Here is a 13289-nt window from a genome sequence, read left to right as displayed (position 1 = left end):
CCTCCCGGGGGACCGGTGGGGGCGGCTCAGGCCAGGCCGTGCCGATGCGCCAGCACCACGGCCTGCACGCGGTCGCGCGCGCCGAGCTTCTGCAGCACGTTCGACACGTGCGTCTTCACCGTCGCCTCGCCGATGAACAGGCGGGCGGCGATCTCGGCGTTACTCAGGGCCTCGGCGACCAGCCGCAGCACCTCCGACTCCCGCTCCGTGAGGGACTCGGCGAGAGCGGGCGGGGGGACCGGAAGGGGGGATGCCGCCGGCTCGGGCGCACCGGTGGCGAAGCGTTCGATGACCCGACGGGTGACTTCGGGGGCGAGCAGGGCGTCGCCGGCACCCACGATCCGCACGGCCGCGACGAGCTCCTCGGGACCGGCGTTCTTCAGCAGGAACCCGCTGGCGCCGGCGGCGAGGGCGGCGAAGAGGTAGTCGTCGCGGTCGAAGGTCGTCACGATGAGGATCGCGGCGTCGGAGCCGGGGTCGGCGGTGAGTCGGCGTGTGGCGTCGAGGCCGTCCATGTCGGGCATCTGCACGTCCATGCAGATCACGTCGGGACGCAGCGCGCGCGCCGCGGCGAGGGCCTCGACCCCCGACGCCGCCTCGCCGACGACGGTGATGTCGTCTTCGAGCGACAGGATGGTGCGGAAGCCCGCGCGCATCATCGCGTGGTCGTCGACCAGCAGCACCCTCAGCTCAGACATGCGCCACCTCGGCGTCCACGACCGGGACGCGCACCCGCACGAGATACCCGCCGCGAGCGCGCGGGCCGATGTCGATCGTTCCGCCCGAGACGGCCGCGCGCTCGCGCATGCCGAGCTGGCCGAGCCCCGACGCCGCCGACCCGGCGCGCCCCGTGTTCGCGACCTCGAGCTCGATGGCATCCGGATCGAATCGCAGGCGCACGTCGGCGGTGGCACGGGGGCCGGCGTGCCGACGTGCGTTCGTGAGGGCCTCCTGGGCGATGCGGTACAGGTTGACCTGCACCAGAGGCGCCGGATCGCGCGTGGGCTCTCCGATGATCGTGAGGGTGGTGGGCAGTCCGGCGGCGGAGGCCTCGTCGACCAGCGCCGAGATCGACGTCAACCCGTGCGTGGTCGGCGCGGTGTCGGGGGCCGCCTCGCTGCCGGGGGTGCGGAGGGTCTCGAGCAGCTGACGCAGCTCGTGCAGCGACGTGCGCGCCGACACCTCGATGCCCGCCAGCACCTCGCGCGTCTTGTCGGGGTCTCGGGCGAGCAGTGACCGGGCGACGCCCGCCTGCACCCCCATGAGCGACACGTGGTGCGCGACGACGTCGTGCAGTTCGCGCGCGATGCGCACGCGGTCGAGGGCGACGGCCTGCGCCGCCGTGACCTCGCGCTCGGCCTCGAGTTCGGCCGTACGCTCCTCGAGCGCGGCGCGCTGACGCATCTGCTGGAACGTGCGGTTGCCGAAGTAGTAGGCGCCGCCGAAGTAGAGGGCGTTCACGCCGATCATCAGCAGCTGGTAGGCCACGAAGGGCGAGAAGGCTCCGACGCGCGAGAACGCACCCTCGACGGCCGGATCGACGGGCTGCGTGGCGTCTTGGAACATGACCACGAACAGCCACGCGAACATGCCGACGATGATCGCGACCCGCACGATCGTGGCGCGGCGACGGTGGGGCTCCCAGGCGCCCACGGTGTACAGCGCGATGAACATCGCGATGTTGCCGGCGTACAGCTCGGGAATGCGGAACGTCACGGCGAAGAAGTACGCGACCGAGACGACGACCGCCGCCACCGATGGCCAGCGCCGGCGGAACGCCAGCGGGATCGCGAGCACGGCGACGTACCCGAGGGCGATAGCGAGCGAGCCCTGCTGGTCGCCGTAGATGCCCGAGACCGACGACAGCACCGCGCTGAGCAGCCCACCGAGCAGCAGCACGACCGCGAGCACGATGTCGTTGCGCTGCTGGGTGCGGGTGAGCCGGGGCATCCCTCCACGGTAGGGGTGAGCCGCGGCACACGCATCCCCCGCGCGACGGAGCACGCGACCCGGGGAATACCGGGGCGTTCACGATGCTTGTACGTGAATGAACCTGGGCGTTCGGCGCCCCCGTCATCCCAGAGAGGATCACCGTGACCGAGTACACGATCGGCTACATCGTCGGAAGCATCTCCAGCACCTCGATCAACCGCCGTCTCGCGAAGGCGCTCGAGAAGGTCGCCCCCGAGGGCGTGACCCTGAAGGAGATCCCGATCAAGGACCTCCCCTTCTACTCGCCCGACTACGACGGCAACTTCCCCGAGGTGGCGACGACTTTCAAGACCGCGATCGAGGATGCCGACGGCGTCATCATCGTGACCCCCGAGTACAGCCGTTCCATCCCCGGCGTGCTGAAGAACGCGCTCGACTGGTCGGCTCGTCCGTACGGCGAGGCGTCGTTCAACGACAAGCCCACCGCCGTCGTCGGCACCTCGCAGGGCGGCATCGCCACCGCCGCCGGCCAGCAGCACCTGCGCTCCGTGCTCCTGCACTACAACGCCCTCGTCTTGGGGCAGCCCGAGGGCTACATCCAGTCGACCCCCGGCCTCTTCGAGGAAGACGGCACCGTAACCGACGAGGGCACGGCCGCGTTCCTCCGGTCGATCATCGAGGCGCTCGTGACGCTCATCGAGCGCACCGCGCCCGCCGAGGTCCCCGCGGCCTGACGATCGGGCATCACGGCGGGGTCGGGGTTCGCTCCGGCCCCGCCGTCGTTCCGGCGCGGGGCGGTCAGGGGTGTGGGGCGCGTTCTGTGCACTGGGGCGGACGATGCACGCCCCGATGCACAGAAGGCGCCCCGAACGACGCGACGCGAGACGTCGGTGTTCACCGCGGTGGTCAGCGCGCGGACTGCTCTTCGCGCCAGCCCTCCTCTTTCTGGATGTACTCGTTGTCGGCGAACGCCGCGAAGTCGGTCTCGTCGGTCACGCGACGCACCTCGAGCTTGTTGCCGGCGATGAGCGGTGCGCGCCGGGCCCACTCGACGGCCTCGTCGCGCGTCGACACCTCGATGATCCAGAAGCCGTTGAACAGCTCGTGCGTCTCGCCGTACGGGCCGTCGGTGACGACCGGCTCCTCGCCGCCGAACTCGACGACGAAGTTGGCGCTCATGTCCTCGGCCAGACCGTCGCCGGCGACGAGCACGCCCGCGGTGATCATGGACTCGTTGTACGCGCCCATCTCGTTGATGACCTGCTCGAAGGGGATCTCTTTGTACGCCGCGTACGCCTCGTCGGTGCCGCGCATGATCAGCATGAACTTCATCGTGGACTCTTCTCGTGGGTGCTCTCGCGAGCGATCTGAGGGGGAGCGAATGCCTTCCCCTACTATCGCGTCGAACGGCGCCGGGCGGAATCGTCAGGGGCCGAGAGAATTTCCGGATGCCGCGGACGTGGTGCGGCGCGGAATCGCGGGAGTGCCCCGGAATCAGAGCCCGCGGCGGCACGGAGAAGACTCCGGTGCGCGCGTTCGATGCTGCGCCGCCGCCCGAGCGGACGGATGGCCGCTGAGCCGGTGCTCAGCCGAAGATCATCGGCAGGTCGTCGTCATCGTCGGCGCCCGAGAGGTCGAGGTCGGCCACCACGGGAACGTGATCGCTCGGAACCTCGCCCTTGCGTTCGTTGCGGTGGATCTCGGCGCCCTGCACGGCGTCGGCGAAGGCCCGCGAGCCGAGGATGAAGTCGATGCGGAGCCCCTCGTTGCGGGGGAAGCGCAGCTGCTTGTAGTCCCAGTAGGTGTAACCGGTGGGAAGGAGGGGCCGCACGACGTCGGTGAGTCCGGCCGTCTCGAAGGCGGAGAACGCCGCCCGCTCCGCGGGAGAGACGTGCGTGCTCGCGCCCTGCACGATCGTCGGGTCGCCGTTGTCGGCATCGGTGGGCGCGATGTTGAAGTCGCCCGTCAGCGCGAGGGGCAGGTCGGGGTCGCCCGCGAGGGTGTCGGCGGTGTACTGACGGAGCTTGTCGAGCCAGTCGAGCTTGTACGTGAAGTGCGGGTCGTCGAGCCCGCGCCCGTTGGGCACGTACAGGCTCCAGACGCGCACGCCGCCCACGGTCGCACCGATGGCCCGGGCTTCCTGGGGAAGATCGGGGCCCTCTTTGCCCTTCTCGAAACCGGGCATGCCGGGGAATCCGATCTCGACGTCCTCGAGGGGCTCGCGGCTGGCGATCGCGACGCCGTTCCACTGATTCAGGCCGTGCGCGGCGACGTGATACCCCGCCTCTTCGAACGCGGCGTAGGGGAACTGCTCGGTCTTGCACTTGATCTCCTGCATCGCCAGCACGTCGATGTGCTCGCGCACGCAGAACTCGACGGTGCGGGTGACGCGGGCGCGGATGGAGTTGACGTTCCAGGTGGCCAGGCGCATGGCATCCAGCCTACTTTCGTGCATCGACATCGATGAGCGTGCGACAGGTGCCACACGGTCACCCCGCGACGCCCCCGTGCCCGCCCGCCGTGTGCCCGCCCCTCTAGACTCGACGCCGTGACCACCGCCTCCACTCCTGAGCTCGAAGCCGACCGTCAGGCGCTCATCCGCCTCATCTCCGACGAGGCGGTGTTCCACGGCGACTTCACCCTCTCGAGCGGCAAGAAGGCGACGTACTACGTCGACATGCGAAAGCTCACCCTCGACCACCGTGCCGCCCCCGCGATCGGGCGTCTCGTGCTCGACCTCGTCAAAGACCTCGACGGCGTCGTCGCCGTAGGCGGGCTCACGCTCGGCGCCGACCCCATCGCCAACGCCGTCATGCACGAGTCGGTGCACGCCGGCCGTCCGCTCGACGCGTTCGTCGTGCGCAAAGAGGCGAAGGATCACGGCCGCGGTCGTCAGATCGAGGGGGCCGACATCGTCGGCAAGCGCGTCGTCGTCGTCGAAGACACCTCCACCACCGGTCAGTCGGCGCTCAAGGCCGTCGAGGCGCTGCGCCGCGAGGGCGCGGAGGTCGTGGCCGTCGCCGTGATCGTCGATCGCAAGACCGGCGCACAGGCCGCGATCGAGGCCGAGGGCCTGCAGTGGCTCGCCTCGGTCGACCTCGACGACCTGGGGCTCGCGCCGCAGTAGTCGGATCGCCGCGCCGCCCGTCCGCGCCCGTCACGAGAGCGGGGCCCACGACGCGAACATGCCGCCGAGGCGTGAGTCGGTGGCGCCGCCTGTCTCCTGACGCGGTCCGACCCACGGATGCCGGGCACCCGGCGCGCCGCCTCGATCCCGCCCTCAGGGCGAGTCGTCTCCCGGCCCCGGCCCATCGAACGGATCGCGGCCCCCGCCGCCGCGGCGCGACCGTCTCCACTGCACCACGAACGCGACGAGCGTTCCCAGGGTGATGAAGAAGGCGACGATCAGCCAGAGCGTGCGGTCGTCCATGCGGTCGTCCTCTCGGTGGGGCGGCTCAGAGACCCGCTTCGAGGCCCTCTTCGCCGTCGGCGAGGTCGGTCTCGAGGGGCTCCTGGCGCACGAGTTCGGCGATCGAGCCGAGGATCTCGTCGGGGCGGAAGGGGTAGCGCTCGATCTCGCGCTGGTCGCTGATGCCGGTGAGCACGAGCACGGTGTGCAGGCCCGCCTCGATACCGGCGACGATGTCGGTGTCCATGCGGTCGCCGATCATGCCGGTGTTCTCGCTGTGCGCGCCGATGCGGTTGAGCGCCGAGCGGAACATCATCGGGTTCGGCTTGCCCACGATGTAGGGCTCTTTGCCGGTCGCCTTGGTGATGAGGGCGGCGATGGCCCCCGTGGCGGGCAGGACGCCCTCGGTCGACGGGCCCGTGGCGTCGGGATTCGTCGCGATGAAGCGGGCTCCGCCGCGGATGAAACGGATGGCCTTGGTGATGGCCTCGAACGAGTAGTTGCGCGTCTCACCGACCACGACGTAGTCGGGAGCGGTCTCGGTCATGATGAACCCGGCCTCGTGCAGGGCCGTCGTCAGACCCGCTTCGCCGATGACGAAGGCGGATCCACCGGGCATCTGCGACTTGAGGAAGTCGGCCGTCGCGAGCGCCGACGTCCAGATCGACGCCTCGGGCACGACCAGGCCGGACGCCCGCAGCCGCGCGCTGAGATCACGCGGGGTGAAGATCGAGTTGTTGGTCAGCACGAGGAACGGAGTGCCCTCGGAGCGCCACTGCGCGAGCAACTCGGACGCTCCCGCGATGGGGGTGTTCTCGTGGACGAGAACGCCGTCCATGTCGGTGAGCCAGCACTCGATGTCGCCTCGGGTCCGCATGCGGCCAGCCTAGCCCCGGCCTCCGACACGCCGCCGGAACGAGCGCGGGCGGGCACGGCCGAAGCCGATGCCCGCCCGTCCGCGGTGGCGGATTACTTGAAGGTGTCCTTGACGTTCTCGCCGGCCTTCTTGGCATCCGCCTTCACCTGGTCGGCCTTGCCCTCGGCGGCCAGCTTGTCGTTGTCGGTCGCGTTGCCGATGGCTTCCTTCGCCTTGCCCACGATGTCCTGAGCGGCGTTCTTGATCTTGTCGTCGAGACCCATGGCCTGACTCCTTTACCTGTCGTGACGGCGTCGGCGGCGGGTGTTCGTCGCGACGGAGCGGGTGCGCTCGGGGATGAGACGGGACGACGGGACGATTCGTCACGCGATGTTCGGAAAATTTTCCCGCGTGCCGATATTCCTCGCACGGAATGCGCCCGTGACGGCGGCGCGCGATCTGGTTAGGGTCGAAGGGTGGCGCGCACCGAATGGGACCCCGAGAACCTCCCCGACCTCACGGGGCGCTCCTACCTGGTCACGGGAGCCACGCGCGGCCTCGGCTTCTTCTCGTGCGTGCAGCTCGCCGCCGCCGGAGCCCACGTGGTGCTGACCGGACGCAACCCCAACGCCTTGGCCGCGGCGAAGGCCGCCGTCACGCGCGGTGATCCGGATGCCGACATCGAGACGCTGCTGCTCGACACCAGCAACATGGGGTCGGTGCGGGCGGCGGCCGCCACCGCCCGCGCACGCGGCCGGCTCGACGGTCTGCTGCTGAACGCCGGCGTCGTGCACCCGCCCAAGACCCGAGAGATGGCCGGCGGGCACGAGCTCGTGTTCGCCACCAACGTTCTGGGGCACTTCGCCCTGGCGGGCGAGTTGCTCAAGCCCCTCGCCACGGCGCGGGGCCGCATGGTCTGGGTGGGGAGCATGTCGACCTCGCTGTGGAGGCACGTTCCCACCGACCCCGAGCTCACCGAGGGCTACACCCCGTGGCGCGCGTACGTGCAGTCGAAGGCGGCGACGACCGCCCTGGCGCTCGAGGCCGACCGGCGGCTGCGGGCCCACGACGTGCCCGTCGAGAGCCTCGTCGCGCACCCCGGTTACTCCACGAGCGGGCGCACCCGCGGCATCCGGGGCGTGAACGAGCCGACGCGGCTCGAGCGCTTCCTCGACAACCTGCAGGCGCCCATCACCCAGTCCAAGGAGCACGGCGCCTGGGCGCTGGTGCGGGCGCTCGTCGACCCGCACGCCGAGGGCGGGGCCATGTACGGGCCGGCACTCGTCGCGCGGGGTGCCCCGCGCCCGGCCACGCCGGCGCGCCGCATCCGCGGGAGCGAACTCGGCGCCGAGCTGTGGCGCGCGTGCGAGACGGCGACGCACGTGCGCTGGCCGTTCGACCGCGCGCGGCGCGCGGCGTCGTGATCCGCCCCCGTCGATGTCGCCGGCGGGCCCTACAGTGATCGCATGGACCAGGCGATCGCCGACAGCATCGAGTTCGACGACGCCCGTGGCTTGAGCGCGGCCGAGGTGGGCGAACGGGTCGCCTCGGGGCAGACCAACGCGTTCACCGCCGACAGCAGCCGCAGCGCGTGGAACATCGTGCGGTCGAACGTCTTCACGCTCTTCAACGGGATCGTCGGCGCGTGCTTCCTCGTTCTGCTGCTGCTCGGCCGGTGGCAGGACGCCCTGTTCGGCGTGGCCGCGTTGTCGAACGCCGTGATCGGATGCGTGCAGGAGTTCCGCGCGAAGGCGGCGCTCGACCGGCTCGCGCTGCTCAACGCACCGCGCGCCCGGGTGCGCCGCGACGGGGTCGACGTCGAGATCGCCCCGTCCGAGGTCGTGCGCGACGATCTGCTGGTGCTGCGCGCCGGCGACCAGGTGTCGGCCGACGCCGTCGTCGTCGACTCGGGGGCGCTGCAGATCGACGAGTCGATGCTGACCGGCGAATCGGATGCCGTCGACAAGAGGCCCGGTGACGAGGCGCTGTCGGGATCGATCGTCGTGGCGGGCGAGGGCACGGCCCGCGTCGTGCGCGTGGGCGCCGAGTCGTACGCGAACGCCTTCGCCACCGAGGCGAAACGTTTCCAGCTCGTCTCGAGCGAACTGCGCACCTCGATCGACCGCGTGCTGCGGTGGGTCGGCTGGGGCGTCGGTCCCATCGGACTGCTGGTGCTGAACGCCCAGATGATGGTCGCCGGCGGGTGGGTGCAGGCGTGGCAGCAGGGCACCTGGTCGCAGGCCGTCGTGAACACGATCGCCTCGCTCACCGCGATGATCCCGCTGGGGCTCGTGCTGATGACCTCGATCGCGTTCGCCGTCGGGGCGGCCCGGTTGGCGGGGCAGAAGGTGCTCGTCAACGAGCTGCCGGCGGTCGAGGGCCTCGCGCGCGTCGACGTCATCTGCCTCGACAAGACGGGCACGCTCACCGCGGGCGAGATCCGGTTCGACGCCGCGCTGCCGCTGGCCGAACGGGCGGGGTGGCAGCAGACCCTGGGGTGGTACGGCGCGGCGCCCGACGCCAACGCCACGGCGCAGTGCCTGCGCGAGCCGTTCCCGGTCGAGGAACCGCTCGACGCCTCCCGGCGCATCCCGTTCTCGTCGGCACGCAAATGGAGCGCGGTGTCGTTCGCCGCGGGCCCGTCCGGCACCTGGGTGCTCGGTGCGCCCGAGATGGTCTTCGGCGACGTCGCGGGCGACGCCGGCACCGAGCTGGGTGCGGCCGTGACCCGCTTGGCGTCGTCGGGGCGCCGCACGCTCGTTCTCGCCCACACCGACGCACCGCTCGACGACGCCGATGTCGAAGCCGAACGTTTTCCCGCCGCGCCCGTGGCCGTCGCCGTGCTCACCTTCGTCGAGGCGGTGCGCCCCGACGCCGCCGAGGCGCTGGCCTACTTCCGCGACCAGGGCGTGGGCGTGCGCGTGATCTCGGGCGACAATCCCCGCACCGTGGCCGCGATCGCGCGCGAGGTGGGGCTCGAGGTCGACGAGGGCTACGACGCCCGGCGCCTCCCCGACGACGACGTCGAGCTCGGCGAGATCCTCGAGCAGCACACCGTGTTCGGCCGGGTCACCCCCGATCAGAAGAGGCGCATGGTCACCGCCCTCCAGGCGCGCGGGCACGTCGTGGCCATGACGGGCGACGGGGTCAACGACGCACTCGCGATCAAGACGGCCGACATCGGCATCGCGATGAACTCGGGCGCGGCGGCCACCAAGGCGGTGGCGCGTCTCGTGCTGCTCGACGGTCGGTTCTCGCACCTGCCGTCCGTGGTCGCCGAGGGCCGTCAGGTGATCGCGAACATCGAGCGCGTGTCGATGCTCTTCCTCACCAAGACCGTCTACGCGACGGGTCTCGCCGTGCTGTTCGGGGCGCTGGTGATGGAGTTCCCCTTCCTCCCGCGGCAGTTGTCGATCACCGATGGCCTCACCATCGGCATCCCGGCGTTCTTCCTCGCCCTGCTGCCGAACACCCAGCGCTACGTGCCGGGCTTCTTGAAGAGGTCGCTGAGCTTCGCGATCCCGGCCGGGATCGTGATCGCCATCGCGCTCACCGTGTACACGCGGTTCGCGCTGGGCATGGGGCTGAGCGTCGAGCAGCTGCGCACCGGGGCGACGATCATCCTCGCCATCGTCGCGATCTGGGTGCTGACGGTGCTCTCGCGGCCGGTCACGCGGGTGAAGGTGCTCGTCATCGGGGCCATGTTCATCGCCCTCACGGCGATCTTCACGGTGCCGGCGCTGGGCGACTTCTTCCAGCTGCGCGACCCGGGCGAAGACGGAGCGGTGCTGATCACGATGATCGTCGTGGTCGCGATCGCCGCGATCGAGGCGGTGCGCTTCGCCCATCGCCGGTTCGTGCGGCGTCTGCTGCGGGCCGATGCCGAGGGGTCTCGACGCTGACGCGACGGGTCAGATCATCGGCGTCGAGGCCGCAGACTCGGCGCCCGTGCGCGCGAAGTAGCGTCGGGCGTGCGGGGGGATCCACATCGCCGCGATGACCGTGAGCGCCGCGATCAGCGCCACGATGATCGTCGGGTCGAGCTCGGTCAACGCCAGCGCCGCGGCCTGCAGGACGACCAGGACCGTCAGGTAGGTGGTGAGCAGGGTGCGGGCGAGGCGACTGCCGCGCGCGAGCGCCGAGCCGCCGGCGACGGTGAGCAGGCCCAGCAGGATGGTCGCGGCACCCACGAGCGAGACGGGGAGCACGAGGTCGTCGGTCACCTCGTAGCGGGTGAGCAGCACGAGGATGCCGAGCGCCGTGTTGAGCAGCCCGCCCAGGTAGACCAGCACGATCGCGACCGTGACGGCGACGGGGCGGCGCACCGTGGCGGGAGTGGTCATGGGGGCCTCACGATCGACGGCGGGGCAGGGTGCCGGTGGGGTCAGCGTAGCGACAGCGGGGGCGATCCTCAGCGCGTCAGCCAGACCGAGGTGCCCGCGCCGTCGGGAAGCGTCACGTCGACGCCGTCCGCGCGCACCACGGCGTCGGAGACGACCTCGATCTCGTGCCCCACGTCGATGCCGCGCTCCACCAGCGCCCGCAGCAGCTCGGGGTCGCGGTCGCTCACCCGCAGCACGCGCCCGGTGTGGCCCGTCGACGCCTGGGCGAGCAGCACGAAGGCTTCGCGGTGCACCGTGCCGTCGGCATCCGGGATCGCATCGCCGTGCGGGTCGAAGCGCGGTCGCCCGAGCCGGGCGTCGATGCCCTCCAGCAGTCGGTCGCTGAGCGCGTGCTCGAGCACCTCGGCCTCGTCGTGGACTTCGTCCCAGGCGTAGTCGAACTCGCGCACGAGCCAGGTCTCGATCAGGCGGTGGCGCCGGATCACCCCGGCGGCGCGGCGGTTGCCCGCCGCGGTGAGCGAGACGGGACCGTACGGCCGGTGCGTCACCAGGCCCTGCGCGGCGAGCTTCTTCACCATCTCGGTCACGCTCGATGGGGCCAGGCCCAGCACGGCGGCGAGCTGCGAGGGCGTGATCGGGGAGTCCTGCCACTCGGTGTGGTGGTAGATCGCCTTGAGATAGTCGTCGGACACGGGCGATTCCACGTCGTCAGCCTATCCGCCGGCGAAGACCAGCCACAGGAGCACGGCGTTCAAAGTGACCAGGAACACCGATGCCAGCACCCCGGCGGCGGTGGTGAGTGGCCGGTTGCGGTGCGCGCCGAGCAGATCGCGCCGCGCGGTGAGGGCGACGAGGGGGATGAGCGCGAACGGGATGCCGAACGACAGCACGACCTGGCTGAGCACCAGGGCGAGCGTGGGGTCGACGCCGAGGGCCAGGATGACCAGTGCGGGGATGAGGGTGACGAGCCGCCGCACCAGCAGGGGGACGCGCACGCGCAGCAGGCCGTGCATGATCTCGGCGCCGGCGTACGCACCGACCGAGGTCGAGGCGAGCCCGCTGGCGAGCAGCCCGACGGCGAACATCGTCGCCACGACCGGGCCGAGTCCGTCGCGGAGAGCCGCGTAGGCGCCCTCGAGGCTGTCGGTGCCGTCGACGCCGGCGAGGTTCGCCGCGGCCAGCAGCAGGATCGCGAGGTTGACGGTTCCGGCGACCACGAGGGCGATGGTGACGTCCCAGCGGGTGGCGCGCAGCAGTCGGAGCGTCGAGATGCCGCGGGCCTGCTCGAGGTCGGCTGCCGCCGTCGGCGCCCCGGGGGCGAAGCGGTCGCGGCTGAGCGCCGAGTGCGCGTAGATGGCGTGCGGCATGATCGTCGCACCGAGGATCGACGCGGCCAGCAGCACCGAGTTCGTCCCCTCGAAACGCGGCACGAGCCCCTCGACCACGCCGGCGGGGTCGGGCGGCGCGAAGAACAGGCCGAAGGTGAATCCCGCCGCGATGATGAGCAGGAGCCCGATCAGCACGGTCTCGAACGCCCGCGCACCCCGCCGGGACTGCACGACGAGCAACAGCATCGACACGACGCCGGTGATCGCGCCGCCCCACACGAGCGGGATGCCGAACAGCAGGTTCAGGGCCACGGCGCCGCCGATGACCTCGGCGATGTCGGTGGCCATGGCGACGAGCTCGGCCTGTACCCAGTAGAGGCGTCGGGCCCAGGGCCGCTGGATGCGGCGTCCGAGCACCTGGGGCAGGCTCTCGCCGGTGACGATGCCGAGCTTGGCCGAGAGGTACTGGATGAGCCACGCCATGACGTTGCCCAGCACGACCACCCACACCAGCAGGTAGCCGAAGGTCGCGCCGGCGGTCATGTTGCTGGCGACGTTGCCGGGGTCGAGGTAGGCGACCCCCGCGACCATCGCCGGTCCGAGCAGCCACAGCCCACGCCCGGGGGTGTGGCGTCGGTCGGCGACCAGGTCATTTTTCGGCATGCCGAAACCCTACCGATATTTCGGGTGACCGAAAAGCGGGGGAGTGGTCGCGGGTGCGGCCCGGGTAGCCTGAACCGGTGACGGATGCCGCTGACCCCGCGCCCGAGCCCCGGGTCGCGCCGGAACCCGACGGGGGCGCCGCCGCCCCGACCCACGGCGTCGGACCCTGGCCCGGGGAATGGCCCGACGACCCGCGGTACGACCCCGATCTCCTGGCCCACGGCGACACGCGCAACGTCGTCGACGGATACCGCTACTGGTCGATGGAGGCCATCGTCGCCGACCTCGACGTGCAGCGGCATCCCTTCCACGTCGCGATCGAGAACTGGCAGCACGACCTCAACATCGGATCGATCGTGCGCAGCGCCAACGCCTTCCTGGCCGCCGAGGTGCACATCGTCGGCAAGCGCCGGTGGAACCGCCGCGGCGCGATGGTGACCGACCGCTATCAGCACGTGCGTCACCACGAGGACGTCGCGGCGTTCACCGCCTGGGCGCGCGAGGCGGGTCTGCCCGTGATCGCCGTCGACAACGTCGAGGGATCGGTGCCGGTCGACCGGGCCGACCTGCCCGAGCGCTGCGTGCTGCTGTTCGGCCAGGAGGGCCCGGGTCTGTCGCCCGAGGCGATCGAGGCCGCGACCGGCGTGGTCGAGATCACGCAGTACGGTTCGACGCGGTCGATCAACGCCGCGTCGGCGGCCGCCGTGATCATGTACGAATGGTGCCGTCGCTGGGCGTGAGCCCGTGCGAGGGTGGAG

At 71.0% G+C, this 13289-nt stretch carries 15 protein-coding genes; 5 read left to right on the top strand and 10 right to left on the bottom strand.

The features are described 5' to 3' along the window. Positions 1-26: 26 nt before the first annotated feature. A complete protein-coding gene (locus ASF96_RS00165; RefSeq protein WP_055832722.1) occupies positions 27-698 on the bottom strand; it encodes a response regulator in 672 nt (223 codons plus the stop codon). Next, entirely contained in the window at positions 691-1950 is a 1260-nt protein-coding gene (locus tag ASF96_RS00160; protein WP_055934875.1) for a sensor histidine kinase, read from the bottom strand. Before ASF96_RS00160 ends, ASF96_RS00165 begins: the two co-directional genes overlap by 8 nt. Before the next feature lie 143 nt (positions 1951-2093). Here ASF96_RS00160 and ASF96_RS00155 point away from each other — a divergent pair, with 143 nt between their 5' ends. Beyond that, positions 2094-2666: an NADPH-dependent FMN reductase gene (locus tag ASF96_RS00155; protein WP_055934872.1), complete on the top strand. Its 573-nt coding sequence runs from the start codon at positions 2094-2096 to the stop codon at positions 2664-2666. Positions 2667-2838: 172 nt separating this feature from the next. Here the strand turns inward: ASF96_RS00155 and ASF96_RS00150 are convergent, their stop codons facing one another. Both ASF96_RS00150 and ASF96_RS00145 read right to left on the bottom strand, forming a co-directional pair. After that, entirely contained in the window at positions 2839-3264 is a 426-nt protein-coding gene (locus tag ASF96_RS00150) for a YciI family protein (RefSeq protein ID WP_055934869.1), read from the bottom strand. Positions 3265-3517: 253 nt separating this feature from the next. Next, positions 3518-4363, bottom strand: a complete 846-nt coding sequence (locus ASF96_RS00145; RefSeq protein WP_055934866.1) for an exodeoxyribonuclease III — start codon at positions 4361-4363, stop codon at positions 3518-3520. 117 nt (positions 4364-4480) lie between these two features. On the opposite strand from ASF96_RS00145, the gene pyrE reads away from it, so the two are divergent. Then, positions 4481-5059 (top strand): orotate phosphoribosyltransferase, encoded by a 579-nt coding sequence (gene pyrE / locus ASF96_RS00140; protein WP_055832727.1) that lies wholly within the window; start codon positions 4481-4483, stop codon positions 5057-5059. Positions 5060-5212: 153 nt separating this feature from the next. Here the strand turns inward: pyrE and ASF96_RS16630 are convergent, their stop codons facing one another. The 3 genes from ASF96_RS16630 to ASF96_RS00130 form a co-directional block, all read right to left on the bottom strand. Continuing rightward, complete coding sequence (locus ASF96_RS16630; protein ID WP_156458661.1) at positions 5213-5362, bottom strand: hypothetical protein; 150 nt, start codon at positions 5360-5362, stop codon at positions 5213-5215. A gap of 25 nt (positions 5363-5387) precedes the next feature. Continuing rightward, positions 5388-6218 carry an HAD-IIA family hydrolase gene (locus ASF96_RS00135; protein ID WP_055934863.1) on the bottom strand — a complete coding sequence of 277 codons (831 nt, stop codon included), beginning with the start codon at positions 6216-6218 and terminating at the stop codon, positions 5388-5390. A gap of 92 nt (positions 6219-6310) precedes the next feature. After that, positions 6311-6481, bottom strand: a complete 171-nt coding sequence (locus ASF96_RS00130) for a CsbD family protein (protein WP_055832729.1) — start codon at positions 6479-6481, stop codon at positions 6311-6313. 192 nt (positions 6482-6673) lie between these two features. Here ASF96_RS00130 and ASF96_RS00125 point away from each other — a divergent pair, with 192 nt between their 5' ends. Then, positions 6674-7621, top strand: coding sequence for an SDR family NAD(P)-dependent oxidoreductase (locus tag ASF96_RS00125; protein ID WP_055832730.1), 948 nt, complete (start codon positions 6674-6676; stop codon positions 7619-7621). Positions 7622-7663: 42 nt separating this feature from the next. Next, positions 7664-10099, top strand: coding sequence for an HAD-IC family P-type ATPase (locus ASF96_RS00120; protein ID WP_055934860.1), 2436 nt, complete (start codon positions 7664-7666; stop codon positions 10097-10099). Positions 10100-10108: 9 nt separating this feature from the next. Here ASF96_RS00120 and ASF96_RS00115 read toward each other — a convergent pair whose 3' ends face one another. The 3 genes from ASF96_RS00115 to ASF96_RS00105 form a co-directional block, all read right to left on the bottom strand. Beyond that, complete coding sequence (locus ASF96_RS00115) at positions 10109-10540, bottom strand: hypothetical protein (protein WP_055934857.1); 432 nt, start codon at positions 10538-10540, stop codon at positions 10109-10111. Between the two features lie 68 nt (positions 10541-10608). Continuing rightward, entirely contained in the window at positions 10609-11244 is a 636-nt protein-coding gene (locus ASF96_RS00110) for a metal-dependent transcriptional regulator (RefSeq protein ID WP_055934853.1), read from the bottom strand. A 9-nt stretch (positions 11245-11253) separates the two neighbouring features. Then, on the bottom strand, positions 11254-12531 hold the full coding sequence (locus ASF96_RS00105; protein WP_055934849.1) for an Nramp family divalent metal transporter: 1278 nt from the start codon (positions 12529-12531) through the stop codon (positions 11254-11256). A 77-nt stretch (positions 12532-12608) separates the two neighbouring features. Between ASF96_RS00105 and ASF96_RS00100 the strand changes: the two genes are divergently transcribed. After that, positions 12609-13271, top strand: a complete 663-nt coding sequence (locus ASF96_RS00100) for a TrmH family RNA methyltransferase (protein ID WP_055934846.1) — start codon at positions 12609-12611, stop codon at positions 13269-13271. The last annotated feature ends 18 nt before the right edge of the window (positions 13272-13289 follow it).

The sequence above is a fragment of the Microbacterium sp. Leaf179 genome (genome assembly GCF_001423785.1).
GTDB lineage: Bacteria > Actinomycetota > Actinomycetes > Actinomycetales > Microbacteriaceae > Microbacterium.
The sequence above is the reverse complement of the archived record's forward strand: the minus strand, read 5'-3'. Positions and strand labels throughout refer to the sequence as shown.